Origin of the sequence: Agrobacterium sp. SORGH_AS 787, from assembly GCF_030819035.1 — a bacterium.
GTDB classification, from domain to species: domain Bacteria; phylum Pseudomonadota; class Alphaproteobacteria; order Rhizobiales; family Rhizobiaceae; genus Agrobacterium; species Agrobacterium larrymoorei_B.
Genome location: NZ_JAUTBG010000001.1, coordinates 1,995,221 through 2,009,624 on the forward strand (window position 1 = coordinate 1,995,221; position 14,404 = coordinate 2,009,624).

A 14,404-nucleotide genomic window follows, 5' to 3' on the forward strand; every position below is an offset into this window, starting at 1 on the left:
GCGTCATCCTCGGGCATGCGTCGGCCGTTCCAGCCGCATGCAATGCGCCTTTCCTTTGAAGTTCCGTGTCTTGCCAACCCCGCCGTGAGGCGGGGCTGGTTTATGGAGCGGACATTACTCCGCCTTGCAGTCCCAATGGAAATTGGAGAAGTTCAGATCCCAACTCTGCATGGGAATGAACTGGTAACCTTGCAGGCACTTGTTCGCCGCATAGCGGCGGTTGGGCGAAACGGCCCAGACATCCGGCTGAAGATCGACGATCTTTGTCTGCAGTTCCTTATAGGCCGCGTTCTGCTCGTTGACGTCCGTTGTTGCGCGCGCCTTGTCGATGAGACTATCGATCTCTGCGTTCTGTAGCCATTCCATCGACATCCATGTGCCCGACGCTTTCGAGTAATACTGGTTGTAGAACATCGAATCTGGCGAGGGGTATGTCGGCGAAATGTTCACCTGCGTGGAAGCAGGCGTCGTTTCGACCTTTGAGGAAAGTTCGACAATGCGGTTCCAGGGCTCTGGCTTGATATCGAGCGTAATGCCGATCTGCTCCAGGCTCGACTGTAGCAGCAGAGCCACTTCCGCCTCGAAGGCCAGCGAGGCGACGTAGCTGTTGACCAGCGTGATCTTTTGGCCGGCATATTTCGATTTGGCCAGTTCTTCCTTCGCCTTTTCAAGATCGTAGACGCCGGGCTTGATATCTCCGTTATGCGCATCCTTGAAAGCATCGGAGAGTGGGCCTTGCATGTCGAAGCCCGGATAGATCACTTCCTGGATCGTCTTGTAATCGGTCGCATAAGCAATGGCGCGGCGAACGTGGATGTCATCGGTCGGGTAGACCTTCGTGTTCAGCTTGATGACGAAGCCGCCTGCGGTGCGGGTCTGAATGAGTTTGTAACCCTTCATACGGCCGATGGCTTCATAAGTGTCGTTGCCGAGACCATGTGACGAAAGGCCAAGTTCGCCCTTCTCCGCAAGCGCCTTGACGGTGGCATCGTCACTTGTCTGCACAAAGCGCACTTCGTCGATCGGCTTGCCCTTGGTCCAGCCAAGGAAATAGTCGGCATTGCGGGCGATCACCATATCGGCGGAGCGGTTGTAGCTGACGAGCTTGTAGGGGCCGGAGCCGGCGGAATGTTCGCCAACATAGGCTTCGCCCCACTTGTCTTCCGGCTTGGCATTGGCTTCGATCAGCGTCTTGTTCAGTGCCATCATCAAAGGCGTCGCGGCCATGAAGGGGGAGAACTGGCGTTCGATCTTCATCACCAGAGTGGCGTTATCCGGCGCTGTCACGTTTTCCGGCTTCAGAACGCCGACGATCAGGTTGGATGGGCCCTTGTTGATGCCGAGAAGGCGCTGGATTGACCAGACGAGATCGGTCGCCTTGACCGGCGTGCCGTCCTGGAATTTTGCGTCGTCTCGCAGATGGAAGGTGTAGGTCAGTCCATCCGGCGAGATGTCCCAGGATTTCGCCAGATGCGGTACGATTTCGCCTTTTGGATTGACCGTCGTCAGGCCGTCATACATGTTCACAATGGCCATGTAGCCGGTGTAGTCCGTGACCTTTGCCGGGTCGAGCGAACTGAAGATCTGCATCGTGTTGACTGCGACCGATACCTTGTCTTCCGCAAGGACTGTGGAAGATGCAAGCGGCAGAGCAAGCGCTGTGCCGAGCGCCAACGCGGCAAGACGGGAAGAAATCACAGGCATTTTCATTATAGTTCTCCTCTTTATTGTGGGGCATTGGCCCCACTTATGGTTAGGCAGCCTTGCTGACCGGAACGGGCAGCGGTGAGAAAGGAATGTCGGGGTAACCGAAAGCTGCAGGCCCTACGACTTCAAGCGCTCGGGCGCTGCGCAATAGGTCATGGCAAGGAATGGCGATGACGGCCACTCGCTGACCATAGCGCAGAACTTCGGTGGTGATCGGGTAACCCGTGTCGACATCGAGCAGGACGATCAGGTCTGGTACCGTGACCTCCACCTTGCCGTCGCGGCTGAACAGCAGGAACTCGTTCTGAATTGCGACGCCCGCAGTCTGACCGGCGCAGTCATCGAAGCCGGAGAGGGTCAGATCGCCGACTGCGAAGCCGCCGCGTAGATGACGCTTCAGATCGGTAATCTTGCCATTGAAGATACGTCGCCCGCCTTCCAGCGCGCAGACCGCGGCAATCGGGTCTTCCTGCTGCTTGCGAGCGCGGATCACTGCCTCACCAATGGCAATCGCCTTGGTGTAGGTTTTTGGAATCCCGTACTGGTGGACGTAATGCGCCTGCATCGGCGCCGTTGCCAGCATTGCGCCACCGCCCTGCGAGACGACGCAGGCGCGCGCCATTCGCTCGTGCCACACTTCAGAAACCGCATGGCTGAAGATCACGGCGTTGCCGTGCAGATCGCACATCACCGACGGCGTCGAACTATGGCCGTAGATGGAAAAGGTGGTCATCTGCATTTCGGGGAAGGCTCGGCCCATGCCGTCGCAATCAAGGATCGGCAGGCCGCCAAGTGCCGCCGTCACCAGCGGGTTCATGGAGTTGGAGCCGCCAATTTCCTCGCAGACAATGGCATCGACCGGGGTGCGGATCAGGTCTTCCATGGCCCGCAGGCAGCGCAGGCCCTCCCGGCCTTCGCGAATGCGCTCGACGCCGACGACGGGTGCACCTATGCCGCCAATAGACATGCAAAGCGCGTCTGGCTCGATGGCGTCGGTTGCAAGGATCTTCATCTCGTATCCTGCTTTCATGGCTTCCAGCGCCAAAAGCTTGCCGAGATAAGGATTGCCGCCGCCACCGGTGCCAAGGATGCCAGCACCGATCTCCAGTGCGTCGAGGTCTTCCCGGGTCAGCGTACGCAATGCCGCGTCGTCATATTTCAGCTTGCGTGTCTCACCCATGATTGGCTCCCATTTCTCCAACGACTTTCACATGAATGCGCGTGGCATTGCCGGGCAGGTAGGCAAGAGGCATGTCGTCGCGCTCTATGACTTCCAGCGTTTCGGCAATCGCGCCAGCCATAATTGCTTTGTTGCGCGCCTCCGCTTCGGCCTCGGCCAGTGCGCTTTCTCGCGTGCGTCCATCGATCAGTGAGAAGACCCGATCCGTCTCGCCGCTAACCTGTGCGATTGCGGCACCGACGGCATTTGCCACGGCAAAATTCTCGGGCCGAATAACCTCCAGATCGCCGATACGATCGGGCATCAGGATGGAACCACCGCCAACGGCGATGACCGGCACGGGCGAGGACGAAATGCGGCTGCGCTCCACGCAGGCCTCCAGCATGTCGTTGATCTTCTTGACCGCCGAATCCACCAGCTTCTGGTCGAGATTGGAGACCAGTGCCTTCTCCCCCACCTCCGCTTTGCCAGCCGCAACGGCGATATCGGTCGCGGTCAGTGTCGAGCCCCCGAAACAAAGCGCTTCGCGACGAACTCGATAGCCCACCGATTTCGGGCCGATGCTCAAGCCATGATCGCCATTCGTTACAAGCGACCCGCCACCAAGGCCGATGGAAAAGACATCCGGCATGCGAAAATTGGTTCGCACACCGCCGATATCGACAGTCGTCGAGGCCTGGCGAGGAAAACCGTGGGAGAGCGAGCCGACATCGGAGGTGGTGCCACCGACATCCACCACGACGGCATCCTTCAAGCCGGTAAGGAAGGCGGCGCCCCGCATGGAGTTCGTGGGTCCGGACGCAAAGGTCAGCACGGGGAAGCCACGCACCACATCTGCGGCCATCAACGTACCGTCGTTTTGAGTGATGTAGAACGGGCAGGGTATTCCCGCGGCCTTCAGCGCCTCGCCGAACGCGGCGACGGTCCGGTCAGCGAGCGATAACAGGCTGGCATTCATGATGGCAGCGCTCTCGCGGGGAAGCAGGCCGTGCCTGCCAATATCCTTGGACATGACCACAGGCAGGCCCGGGCAACGCTGTCGCAAGATTTCCTTCGTTCGCAGTTCCATGGTGTCGTTGATGCCACTGAACACGCAGGTCACGGCGGCGGCCTTCAGACCCTTTGTCCGAATATCTGCGGCAATGCGGACGACCTCGTCTTCGTCGAGGGGCGATATCTCGCGGCCATCGAATTCATAGCCACCGCGCACCTGATAGCCGTGGTTGCCGACGATTTCGCGAAGATCGTCAGGCCAGTCGACCATGGGCGGCAAGCCTGCACCCGAAGGTAGGCCAATGCGAATGGCGGCAACCTCGTCCATGTGGCGGCGCTCAATCACCGCGTTGGTGAAATGCGTCGTGCCGATCATCACGGCGCTGATCTGCTGCCGGTCGATCCCGGACGCCTCGATGACCTTCTCAAGGGCTTCGATGACACCGGATGTCACATCCTCGGTGGTGGAGGCTTTGACCCCCGCCAGGACCGTTTTGTCCTGTAACACGACGGCATCGGTGTTTGTGCCGCCGACGTCAATTCCAACGCGATACACGTTAGGCTCCTCTTCCATCAATCGGTCGTTTTGACGAGAAAGCGCATGCGCTCTTCTTCAGTCACGGTGGGTTTAAGCCGTTCCTCTTCGTCGGTGACGACGGGAATGGCTGCGATCAGGGCGCGTGTGTACGGGTGAACGGGCGCGGCAAAGACGTCCGATGTCACGCCGTCTTCGACGATCTCACCGCGCAGCATGATGGCGATCCGCGAGCAGAAATTGCGCATCAGCGAAAGGTCGTGGGAAATCATCATGTAGGTGAGGCCAAGTTCCTCGCGAAGCTGAAGCAGAAGGTCGATGACGGTCTTTTGCACAGAAACATCAAGTGCCGCTGTCGGCTCGTCGAGGATCAGGATCTTTGGATCCGCGGCGAGCGCACGGGCTATCGCCACACGCTGTTTCTGGCCGCCGGAAAGCTCGTGCGGATACTTTCCGAGATAGGATTGCGGCAGCCGCACAAGCCCCATCAACTCCTGCATACGGTCCTCACGCATCTGCCCGTCCATGCCGATCGACTTGAGCGGCAGGGCAAGCGTTTGCTTGACGGTTCGCTTCGGATTGAGCGACGTGCCAGGATTTTGATAAACGATTTGCGTCAGCCGCTTGCCGCGTTTGGGCGCTGGAGCATTGATGACCAGACTGCCCGATGTCGGGCGCGAAAGACCCATGATCATGCGGGCAACGGAGGTTTTGCCGGAACCGGATTCGCCCGCAAGACCAAAAATTTCGCCTTCTCTCAGCGTCAGATTCACATCGCGAACGGCGTGGTAGCCATTGCGCCGACCGTAAATCTTGTTCAATCCTTCTATCGTCACGATGGGCGGGCGCATGCTCTGCGCCCGGCTTGTGACGCGTGAACCGTAAAGAGGTGGTACGGCGGCCAGCAAAGAGCGGGTATAATCTTGCGCGGGGCTCTGCAGGATTTGTGTACATGGACCGGTTTCGACAATGTCGCCATGGTGCATCACCACGACTCTGTCCGCCACTTTGCGCACCACCCCCAGATTGTGGGTGATCATCAACAGCGCCATGTTCTCTTCGGCGACCAGTTGATTGATGAGGTTGAGAATCTCATCCTGTGTGGTGACGTCGAGCGCCGTGCCGGGTTCATCCGCGATCAAGAGTTTTGGCTGATGCAGCAGGGCAAGACCGATCAGCACACGCTGGCGCATGCCGCCCGACAACTCCGATGGGTAGGCGTTCATCACCCGCTCTGTATCACCCAACTGCACGCGACGAAGCACCGCGGCAATTCGGGTACGGCGCTCCGATTTCGATGACGCGATGCCGTTTCGCCTGTCGGCAAAACGCATGACATCGTCCAGATGCGTGCCGATCTTGAAGACCGGATTAAAGGAGGATAGCGGGTCCTGCATGATCAGCGAGAAGGCTGTACCCTTAAGCGCTTCGCGCTCGCGCCGCGGCATGGACAAGACGTTGCGGCCATTGATCGCAATAGCGCCGGAGGCGATTGCGGCGTTTTTCGGCAAGGTGCCAATGATCGCTTTGGCGGTGACGGATTTGCCGGATCCGGTTTCGCCAATCAGCGCTACGCGTTCGCCCGCCGCGACCGTGAAGCCGACATTGCGCAGCACCTGACGCGTGCGGCCATAATTGGTGAATGTGACGTTGAGGTTTTCGACCTTGAGAAGCGGTTCAGTCATGGCGTTAGCTTTCCACGTCGAACATGTCACGCAGGCCGTCGCCTAGCAGATTGAAGCCCAGCGTCACGTAAAGCACGGCGGCGCCAGGGCAAAGCACCTCCCACCAGAAGTCAGGCATGAACTGGCGCCCGTCGGCCACCATCGATCCGAGGTCAGGGGTCGGAGGCTTGACGCCGAAACCGAGGAAGCTGAGCGTCGCGCCGAACAGGATGACGAAGGCGGCATCCAGCGTGGTTTTGACGGAAATGACGGAGACGCAGTTGGGCAGGATTTCCCGAAAGAGGATGTGCATCGGGCCGGCGCCGGCAAGACGTGCAGCCTCGATATAATCCTCTGATGCGATAGACTTCGACACCGAATAGATCAATCGCGCATGCCACGTCCACCAGAGCAGCGTGATGGCGATCATGGCATTCATCAGCGTCGGTTCCAACAGGTTGGACACGGCGAGTGCCATGACGAGAGGCGGCATGGCCAGCATGACATTCGTCAGCCCAGTGATGAGTTTTTCCGTCCAGCCGCCGAAATAACCGGCTATGAGGCCGAGCACCGTGCCGACGGGCACCGAGACGCCCAGCACGCCGATGACCAGCAGCAACGAGACCCTGAGCCCGAAAATCGTACGGGAGAAGATGTCTCGTCCGGCTTTGTCGGTACCGAACCAATGTTGCAGATCGGGCGGCATGTGCCGCGCACGGAAATCGACGACCGCGCCGATGTGTTTCGGATAGGGTGTGAGCCAAGGTGCGAAAACCGCCAGCAGCAAGACAGACAACAAGATCAGCGAGCCAATGACCGCCGCCGGATTGCGGCTGAAGCGATACCACATCATGTAACCGGCACTGAAGCCGCGATCTGTTGGTTCAAGCATATTCATGTCGGCCATCAACGAGCCTCCTTGCGGCGCAGGCGCGGGTCGATCATTGAGATCAGAACATCCACGATCAGGTTCGCGACGATGAAGAACAGTCCGGCGACGAGGACGACGGCCGTCACGGCATTGAGATCTTTTTGAAGGATGGCGTTCAAACCGTAGGATGCGAAGCCGCCCCAGGCGAAGACCATCTCGATGACGAAGGCATTGCCGATAAGGGAAGCGAACTCCAGCCCCATGATCGTCAGAGGAGCGATGGAGGAGAGCTTCAAGAGATAGCGAAAAATGATCACTCTCTCCGGCACGCCGAAGCTTTGAAGGGTCAGGACATGGTCCTTGCGCTGGTTCTCGATCATCGAGGAGCGGGTAATGCGGGTGATTTGGCCGATACCGGCCATGGAAAGTGCAAAGGCCGGCAGCGCCAGATGCTTGAGCGCATCGAGGACCACATCCAGGCGTCCAGCCAAAAGGCCGTCGATCAAAATGAATCCGGTTGCTCCACCCTGCCAGCCGAGCGCGTGATCGATCCTGCCGATGATCGGCCAGCCCGAAAGAAAGCGCGCAGCCAATAACTGGAGCGTGATGGCGAACAGAAAGCTCGGGATCGTCACGCCGGTGAGCGAGAGGATGCGACCGATGTGGTCAAGCGGACGGTTGCGATAGTGTGCGGTGATAACGCCAAGCGGGATGGCGATGAGAAACATGAAGATGACGGAGACCAACACCAGTTCGACTGTGGCGGGAACCGTCTGTGCGAGATCGGTGGTGACGGGACGTTGCGACACCAGCGAGAACCCCAGATCTCCGCGCAGGGCTTTGCCGATATAGTCGAGATATTGAACGGTTAGCGGTTTATCGAGACCCATCTGTGTGCGGAGCGCATCGACCTGCTCCTGCGTTGCCGCGGGCCCCAGCGCCATTCTGGCCGGATCACCGGGCACCACGCGCGCCAAGCCGAAAATCATGATGGACAATGCGACCATGACCAGCACGAAGGTGCCGAGCCTGTTCAAAATGGCCATCAGCGGATGTTGCTGCATCGATGGAAAGTTCCTTGTGCATCGTTTTCCCGCGCACAAGTTTTCATCGACAACCAGTTTGAGCAATCTGCATAAGGTATAGTTTTTTTAAAGAAAGGTATAGGTTTTTGTCGTGCTGTGATTTATTTGCTGATCGTCATGCTACTGCCGCGAACCCAATTATGTCGTCGCATCACCAGCGAGAGCGCCGGTGTGGTTTTTCTGCGAGCGCCCGCAGGAGCCGGTAAGAGCGTCCTGTTGGAGATGCTGGCGACACAATTCTACGCACCTGTATGCCGTTCACTTCAACCGCGAGGCGATGATGTGGTGAGGGGCTGCCTTTTGTGGGACGTTCCAGTCTCCGTGCGGGCAGCGCGTATGCCGGCTGGACCTCTTGAGGATCTGCGTTTCCTGGTCATAGCCTGTCGTCCCGAGCAACGGATCAGTGGGCTGGCGCGGCAAATCCTGCATCTCGGCTCGGTCACTATTGGCCCGGATGATCTCAGCCTGGGGAAAGAGGAGGCCGAATACCTGCCACCAGAGCAGCGGCGCGCAGCGCTTGACGATTATGCCGGCTGGCCTGCTTTCCTGCCTCTTGCCCGGAATCCAGACGAAGCGTTGTGCGTGGACTATCTGCGAGAAAACTATCTGTCGCATCTTTCCCCGTCGCAAACGGTTGAGCTTTGCTTCTGGCTGGAAAGTCCTTCTGCAGAACTCAAGGCGGAATGGGCGGAGCTACTGCCACCCTTTCTGACACGACATGCCGAGGATCACCCCTTACTCATACACCGTCTAACCCGGGCTGCGGGGGAGCGTCTTGATATCTTGAAGGCCGGCAGCGCGGTGATGGAGGTCGCGACGGCTTTTGAAAGAGCGGGCAATTCGCTTGCGGCCATGGCGATGCTGCTTGACCGCGGTTACGAGACACAGGCCGCGCAAATCCTTGAGCGCGCGCATGGGCGTGAACTGATCTATCGCAGCAGCATCGACAGGTTTCGCGAGATCATCATGCGGTTCTCGCAGGATATGATTGCGACGAACGAGACTGTTCTTTTTGCCGTCACCCGCGCTTTGCTCAAACAGGGCGAGTTGCAGCGTGTGCGGCATTTGGTCAGCAAGAGCCTTGGATCTGACTATCTCGATCCATTGAAAGTGCTGGCGCGGGACTCCCGCTTTTCCTTTGCCGCGCAAACATTCCGGCTGAACCTGATGATTGCCGAGGATCTGACCCCGAATGACGCTATGATTGCACGGTTCGGGGAGTTCATGGCGGATTACCCGCTGGACAACTACCGGCAACGGGCCGCCTATTATAATGCCCTGCTGGAATTCGAGATTCGCCGCCGCAACTTCCGCGAGGCAGAAGCTGCAGCCGCACGCGCCCTCATTTACTTCGGCAAGATGGGGGGGCAGCCCCTGCTTGAATTTTTCATCCATCTCCATCAGATCGTCTTGCGGCTGATGAGCGGGGATGTTCTTCTGGCGCGCCGGGCAGCGCAGGAAGCGAGGGCGCAGCTGGAGCAGGTGCCGCATGATGCGGCGCAGGAGTTCCGCATGCTGCGGCTTGCAGAGGCCTGCCTTGCCTACGAAGCGGGGAAGCCTCGCGACCTGCTGCACTTCGTCGAGCAGGAATTCGAGAACTTCGCCGCGGCGGAAATCTGGCCGAGCCTTATGCAGTTTGCGTTATTCTATGCGTCGCAGGTGCTGATCGACCATTTCCCGATGACGGTGCGGCCCGGCTTTCTTGACGGTCTTTGGATCCATCTGTCGGAAGGTCTTCAGTTTCATGCGATGATGGAGATCAGGACGGCCATCGCGTACCAGAACGCCAACCGATGGGCCGACGCTGCGGCGACGCTTTCGGCCATTCGCATGCCCATGGGTCGCAACTGGGTTGAAAGCGCACATGAGGATCTTTCGCGGCTGGCGCGCCGCGATGAGATCGCTTACGTGATGGCATGGCTGCGCGATGCGGTGCATCTTTCCACGCCGCGAGCCTATCTGTCTCGGCAGATTGATGCGATGATCGCAAATCCCAAAGTGACAAACCGCGAGAAGGTGGCCCTCAAGATCTGGCAGAGCTATGCCGCCCATCAGCGCCGCGACAACGTGTCCGCGCGTGCACATATCCTGACAGCTCTCGAATCGGCGACCCGGCTTGGCTGCCGAGGCGTCTTGTCTGAGGAGCGTCTATTCCTGGCACCGCTTTTGAATAATCGCCGCATCCGCAGTTTCATCGAGACGTCTTCCGATGTCCGTACTGCGCTGACGATTTTTGCAGACTCGGTAAATTCGCCCAAGGCGCGCGCGTTGCAGGGCGGGCTTTCACAGCGAGAGGCGCAGATGCTGCAACTGCTGGCCAGTGGCATGTCGAACAAGAAGATCGCCCAGACGCTGAACATTTCCGAAGTGACTGTGAAGTTCCACTTGGGCAACCTTTTCCGTAAGCTCGATTGTAGTCGGCGGTCCGAAGCCATCCAAGCAGCAAAGGCGCTGAACTGGCTCTAAGACAAATAGGAACTGCGACGCAGGTCGGGGCACGATCAGATTATTGAATAAGCGGCAGATGGCTTGAAAAGTGAAGTGCTCCTGCAGGCTGATATAGATTGGCCTTTGGGTCGGCTGAAAGACAGTATTCAATATTCGTTCGAATATACCTACGAAATGAGATTGTCAGCGCGATCTTGTCCAAACCTCAGAACCAGTCTTCCGACCAGACCTGGACGACATGTCCGGGAGAAACCTCCCGATAACTGCGTGCAGGAGGGCTGAAATTCTTGTCCCGAACGGGGCTGCGGAGTTCCCCGACAGGCAGTTTATGGCGCATTTTCCTTCGGGAGGGGTCTGGGAGAGGAACAGCTGATAGCAGGCGCTGGGTATAAGGATGTTGCGGGTTGGAAAACACAGCTTCGCGTGGTCCGGTCTCGACGATTTCTCCCAAATACATTACCGCCACGCGGTGACTGATACGCTCGACCACCGCCATGTCGTGGGAAATGAAAAGAAAGCCGAGCTTCAGCTTTTCCTGCAAATCCAGCATAAGGTTGACGACCTGTGCCTTGACGGAAACATCGAGTGCCGACACGGCTTCGTCGGCAATGATAAGGCTAGGCTCCAAGGCCAATGCGCGGGCGATGCAGATGCGTTGGCGCTGTCCCCCGGAAAACTCATGCGGATAGCGCTTAGCCATATCAGCCGACAGACCAACGTCGGCAAGCAGATCGCGGGCACGCTGACGTGCATTCCGCACCGTGTCCAGCCCATGAATGAGAAGCGGTTCCGCTATGGCATTCTCAACCGTCAGCCTGGGATTGAGGCTGGCGAACGGATCCTGGAAAATCATCTGTACTTGTCGTGACAGATCGGCCCGATGGAAGGACTTTACGTCATTGCCATTGATCCGAATTGAGCCTGATTGCGGATTGTTCAATCCAGCCAGCAGGCGTCCAGTGGTCGATTTTCCGCAACCCGACTCTCCGACGATAGCCAAGGTCTCGCCGCGAGCCAGAGAAAAGCTGACATTTTCAACCGCATGAATACGGGCCTGCACCCTGCGCGTATAGGGGGAGCGAATTTCGAAACGGCCGGATAGCTTCTCTACCTCCAGAAGCGGCATGCCTGACGTATCGACGGTGTCCTGTCGGGGAGGAACTGGGAGTGCGTGACCGGTTTCCATGTCTATGACTGGGAAAGGGCGTGGACCGCCTCCGCTGGCTGACCCCAGTTGAGGGACAGCGGACAGCAGTGCCCGTGTATAGGGCCGCTTCGGTGCGGCGAAGACGTCGGTCGTCGCGCCTGTTTCGATCTGATCGCCCCGATACAGTACCATGGTCCGATCGGCAATTTCAGCGACCACTCCCATATCATGCGTGATGAACAGGACGGCAGTGCCTTCCTCTTCTTGAAGGGTTTTGATGAGGTCGAGGATTTGCGCCTGGATCGTCACGTCTAGAGCGGTCGTTGGCTCGTCGGCGATCAGAAGTGCCGGGCGGCAGGCCAAGGCGATCGCGATCATGACGCGCTGGCGCATACCGCCTGAAAATTGATGCGGATAATCATCGATGCGCCTGGCCGCGGAGGGAATCCGTACCTTTTCCATCAGCTTGAGTGTTTCTGTCCGCGCCTCCTTTTTGGAGATGCCGCGGTGGGCGATCACCGGTTCCGCGATCTGCTCACCCACCGTCAGCACGGGGTTGAGGCTCGTCATAGGCTCCTGAAAGATCATTGCAATCTGGTTGCCGCGAATCTCGCGCATCCGAGACGGCGAGGTGCCGATCAGCTCCTCTCCCTTCAACTTGATGGAACCCTCGATCCTGCTCGCATTTTGCGGCAGAAGCTGCATGACCGAGAGCGCCGAAACGCTTTTGCCAGAGCCGCTCTCGCCGACGATCGCAAGGGTTTCGCCGGCATGAATGTCGAGGTTGAGGTCGCGGACGATGGCGTTGAACTTGCCATCGCGCAGGAAGGAGATTTTCAGGTCCCGGATGGAAAGGACAGGATGAGGCGTTGCTTCGGTCATAATACCTTTTCCTTATGCACCCGTCTTGCCAACGCCGCCCAATGCTGCTGCGGAGCGTGGATCTAGCCAGTCTCGCAGGAGATCGCACACGCCGTTCAGGATCAGGATCATCATCACCAGTGCCAAGCATGGCCAGACGAGCAGCATGGGTTGATGGACGATCGCCGCACGACCTGTTCCGATCATCAGGCCAAGCGAGGGAGAGGGCGGGACGACACCCAGTCCGAGAAAAAGAGAGCCCCGATTCAAGGACGACGGCAGCGGCGGTGACGAAGCTGGCCTGGACCAGAAGCGGGCCTACGATGTTCGGTAGAATGGTCTTCACCATGATCCGGCCGTTGCTGGCGCCCATGGCCCGCACGGCCTCCACATAGTCCTGAGAGCGGACCGTCAAGACACTGGCATAGGCCACACGTGTGAAGCCTGGAACAAAGACCGCAGCCAGAACAGGGATCAGCGTCATCGGGCCGGGGCCATAAAGCGTGACGGCAAGCATAGCCAGCAGAAGCGGCGGGAAGCAAAGAACGATATCCATAGCCCGGAGCGTGAAGATTTCGGAGATGCCGCGCATGTAACCACCGAATATGCCGAGCGCCGTACCGATGACGCCCGATAGGAGTGACGTCGACAGAGCGATGAAAAGCGAGATGCGGATACCAAACAGCATGCGAGACAGAATATCGCGGCCCATCTCGTCCTGACCCAGTGGAAAGCTGCCGGAAGGTGGAGCAAAGCGCTGTCCCATGTTCATCTTCAACGGATCCGATAGTGGAAGGAGAGGGGCCAGCAGACAGGCAATCGCGACGAACGCGAACAGCACCGGCCAGATGAGACGAAGTGAGCGTGTCATTTGCGGACCCTTGGATCGGTGATGCCGTACACAATATCGACGATAAGATTGAGCGTGATGAAAAGAGCTGAAATGACAAGGATGACGGCGGTCACGCTCGGATAATCACGCGAATTGACGGCGCTGACCAGCATTCCGGAAAGCCCCGGCCAATTGAAAACATATTCTACCAGAACCGTGCCGCCAAACAGGCCGCCGAGATTAAGGGCGAAAACTGTGATGACTGGCATCAGCGCGTTGCGAAGAACATGACGGACCACAATCCGTCTTTGCGGCAGACCTTTTGCACGCGCCGTACGAACATAATCCAGCGGCAGAACGTCCAGCACCGAGGCACGGGCAATGCGAACGACGATCGCCGCAAGACCAAGCGCGATGGCAAAGGCCGGCATCGCAAGCAGGATTAGGTGTTTGACCGGGTCGTCGCTGAAGTTGACATATCCTCCGGCCGGAACGAGCTTCCATATCTGGGCGAAAAGCAGGATAATGATGGTGCCTGCGACGAAAACGGGTATGCCTTGGGCAAAACCGGCGATGAAATTCGATATGCGGTCAAACCTGCTGCCTTGCTTCAAGCCTGCCGCGACACCTGTCGGAATACCGATCATAAGGCTTATGAGTGCGGCTGCGGCAACCAGTTCCAGCGTACGGGGTAGCCGTTTGGCGATTTCCGGGCCTATCGGCGAGCCGTCGATCATGGAGTTTCCGAGATCGAAGCGGAGAAGGCCAGCAAGGCGATCGGCATATTGGGAGGCAATTGGACGGTTGAGGCCAAGCTCGCTGCGAAGCTGGGCGATCGATGCCGGGTCGGGTGTCATGCCGTCGCCGGAGAGAAGAAGCTCTGCCGGGTCGCCGGGAACCATATAAATTGAAAGGAAGACGAGGCTGGTGACGACCCAGAGCAGCGCCAGGGAAATGGCAATTCTCTGCATGAACCAGAACATGAGGGCAATCCTCCGCGAGTCTGCCATGCAATGCGTCTCGAGAACGATGTCATCGTTCTGAAAGAAAATGCATGGAGGAGAAGAGATGGAACCCGGTC

General features: G+C 58.4%; 10 protein-coding genes and 1 pseudogene. 1 reads left to right on the plus strand and 10 read right to left on the minus strand.

The genetic code is table 11. The annotated features are described in order from the left end of the window. Positions 1 to 114: 114 nt before the first annotated feature. Genes QE435_RS08775 through QE435_RS08800 form a run of 6 tightly spaced genes read right to left on the minus strand, consistent with a single transcriptional unit; the run spans position 115 to position 8,014 of the window. Positions 115 to 1,710 carry an ABC transporter substrate-binding protein gene (locus QE435_RS08775; RefSeq protein ID WP_349040997.1) on the minus strand — a complete coding sequence of 532 codons (1,596 nt, stop codon included), beginning with the start codon at positions 1,708 to 1,710 and terminating at the stop codon, positions 115 to 117. Between the two features lie 43 nt (positions 1,711 to 1,753). Continuing rightward, entirely contained in the window at positions 1,754 to 2,887 is a 1,134-nt protein-coding gene (locus QE435_RS08780; RefSeq protein ID WP_349040998.1) for a DUF917 domain-containing protein, read from the minus strand. Then, positions 2,880 to 4,436: a hydantoinase/oxoprolinase family protein gene (locus QE435_RS08785; protein WP_349040999.1), complete on the minus strand. Its 1,557-nt coding sequence runs from the start codon at positions 4,434 to 4,436 to the stop codon at positions 2,880 to 2,882. The genes QE435_RS08780 and QE435_RS08785 overlap by 8 nt, the downstream gene beginning before the upstream one ends. Positions 4,437 to 4,453: 17 nt before the next feature. Then, the gene (locus QE435_RS08790) at positions 4,454 to 6,100 is read right to left on the minus strand and encodes an ABC transporter ATP-binding protein (RefSeq protein ID WP_349041000.1); all 1,647 of its coding nucleotides are present in this window, start codon (positions 6,098 to 6,100) and stop codon (positions 4,454 to 4,456) included. A 4-nt stretch (positions 6,101 to 6,104) separates the two neighbouring features. Then, positions 6,105 to 6,986 carry an ABC transporter permease gene (locus tag QE435_RS08795; RefSeq protein WP_349041001.1) on the minus strand — a complete coding sequence of 294 codons (882 nt, stop codon included), beginning with the start codon at positions 6,984 to 6,986 and terminating at the stop codon, positions 6,105 to 6,107. Continuing rightward, positions 6,986 to 8,014, minus strand: a complete 1,029-nt coding sequence (locus QE435_RS08800) for an ABC transporter permease (protein WP_349041002.1) — start codon at positions 8,012 to 8,014, stop codon at positions 6,986 to 6,988. Before QE435_RS08800 ends, QE435_RS08795 begins: the two co-directional genes overlap by 1 nt. A gap of 138 nt (positions 8,015 to 8,152) precedes the next feature. On the opposite strand from QE435_RS08800, the gene QE435_RS08805 reads away from it, so the two are divergent. Further along, complete coding sequence (locus QE435_RS08805) at positions 8,153 to 10,501, plus strand: LuxR C-terminal-related transcriptional regulator (protein ID WP_349041163.1); 2,349 nt, start codon at positions 8,153 to 8,155, stop codon at positions 10,499 to 10,501. 187 nt (positions 10,502 to 10,688) lie between these two features. Here the strand turns inward: QE435_RS08805 and QE435_RS08810 are convergent, their stop codons facing one another. The 4 genes and pseudogenes from QE435_RS08810 to QE435_RS08825 all read right to left on the minus strand — a co-directional run bounded on the left by QE435_RS08810 (position 10,689) and on the right by QE435_RS08825 (position 14,306). Further along, positions 10,689 to 12,512, minus strand: a complete 1,824-nt coding sequence (locus QE435_RS08810) for an ABC transporter ATP-binding protein (RefSeq protein ID WP_349041003.1) — start codon at positions 12,510 to 12,512, stop codon at positions 10,689 to 10,691. A gap of 12 nt (positions 12,513 to 12,524) precedes the next feature. Further along, positions 12,525 to 12,761, minus strand: a complete 237-nt coding sequence (locus tag QE435_RS08815) for a hypothetical protein (RefSeq protein WP_349041167.1) — start codon at positions 12,759 to 12,761, stop codon at positions 12,525 to 12,527. A gap of 40 nt (positions 12,762 to 12,801) precedes the next feature. Next, positions 12,802 to 13,362 (minus strand): annotated as a pseudogene (locus tag QE435_RS08820) (ABC transporter permease); the annotation flags it as partial. Then, positions 13,359 to 14,306 carry an ABC transporter permease gene (locus tag QE435_RS08825; protein WP_349041004.1) on the minus strand — a complete coding sequence of 316 codons (948 nt, stop codon included), beginning with the start codon at positions 14,304 to 14,306 and terminating at the stop codon, positions 13,359 to 13,361. The gene QE435_RS08825 and the pseudogene QE435_RS08820, both read right to left, overlap by 4 nt. Positions 14,307 to 14,404 lie beyond the last annotated feature (98 nt).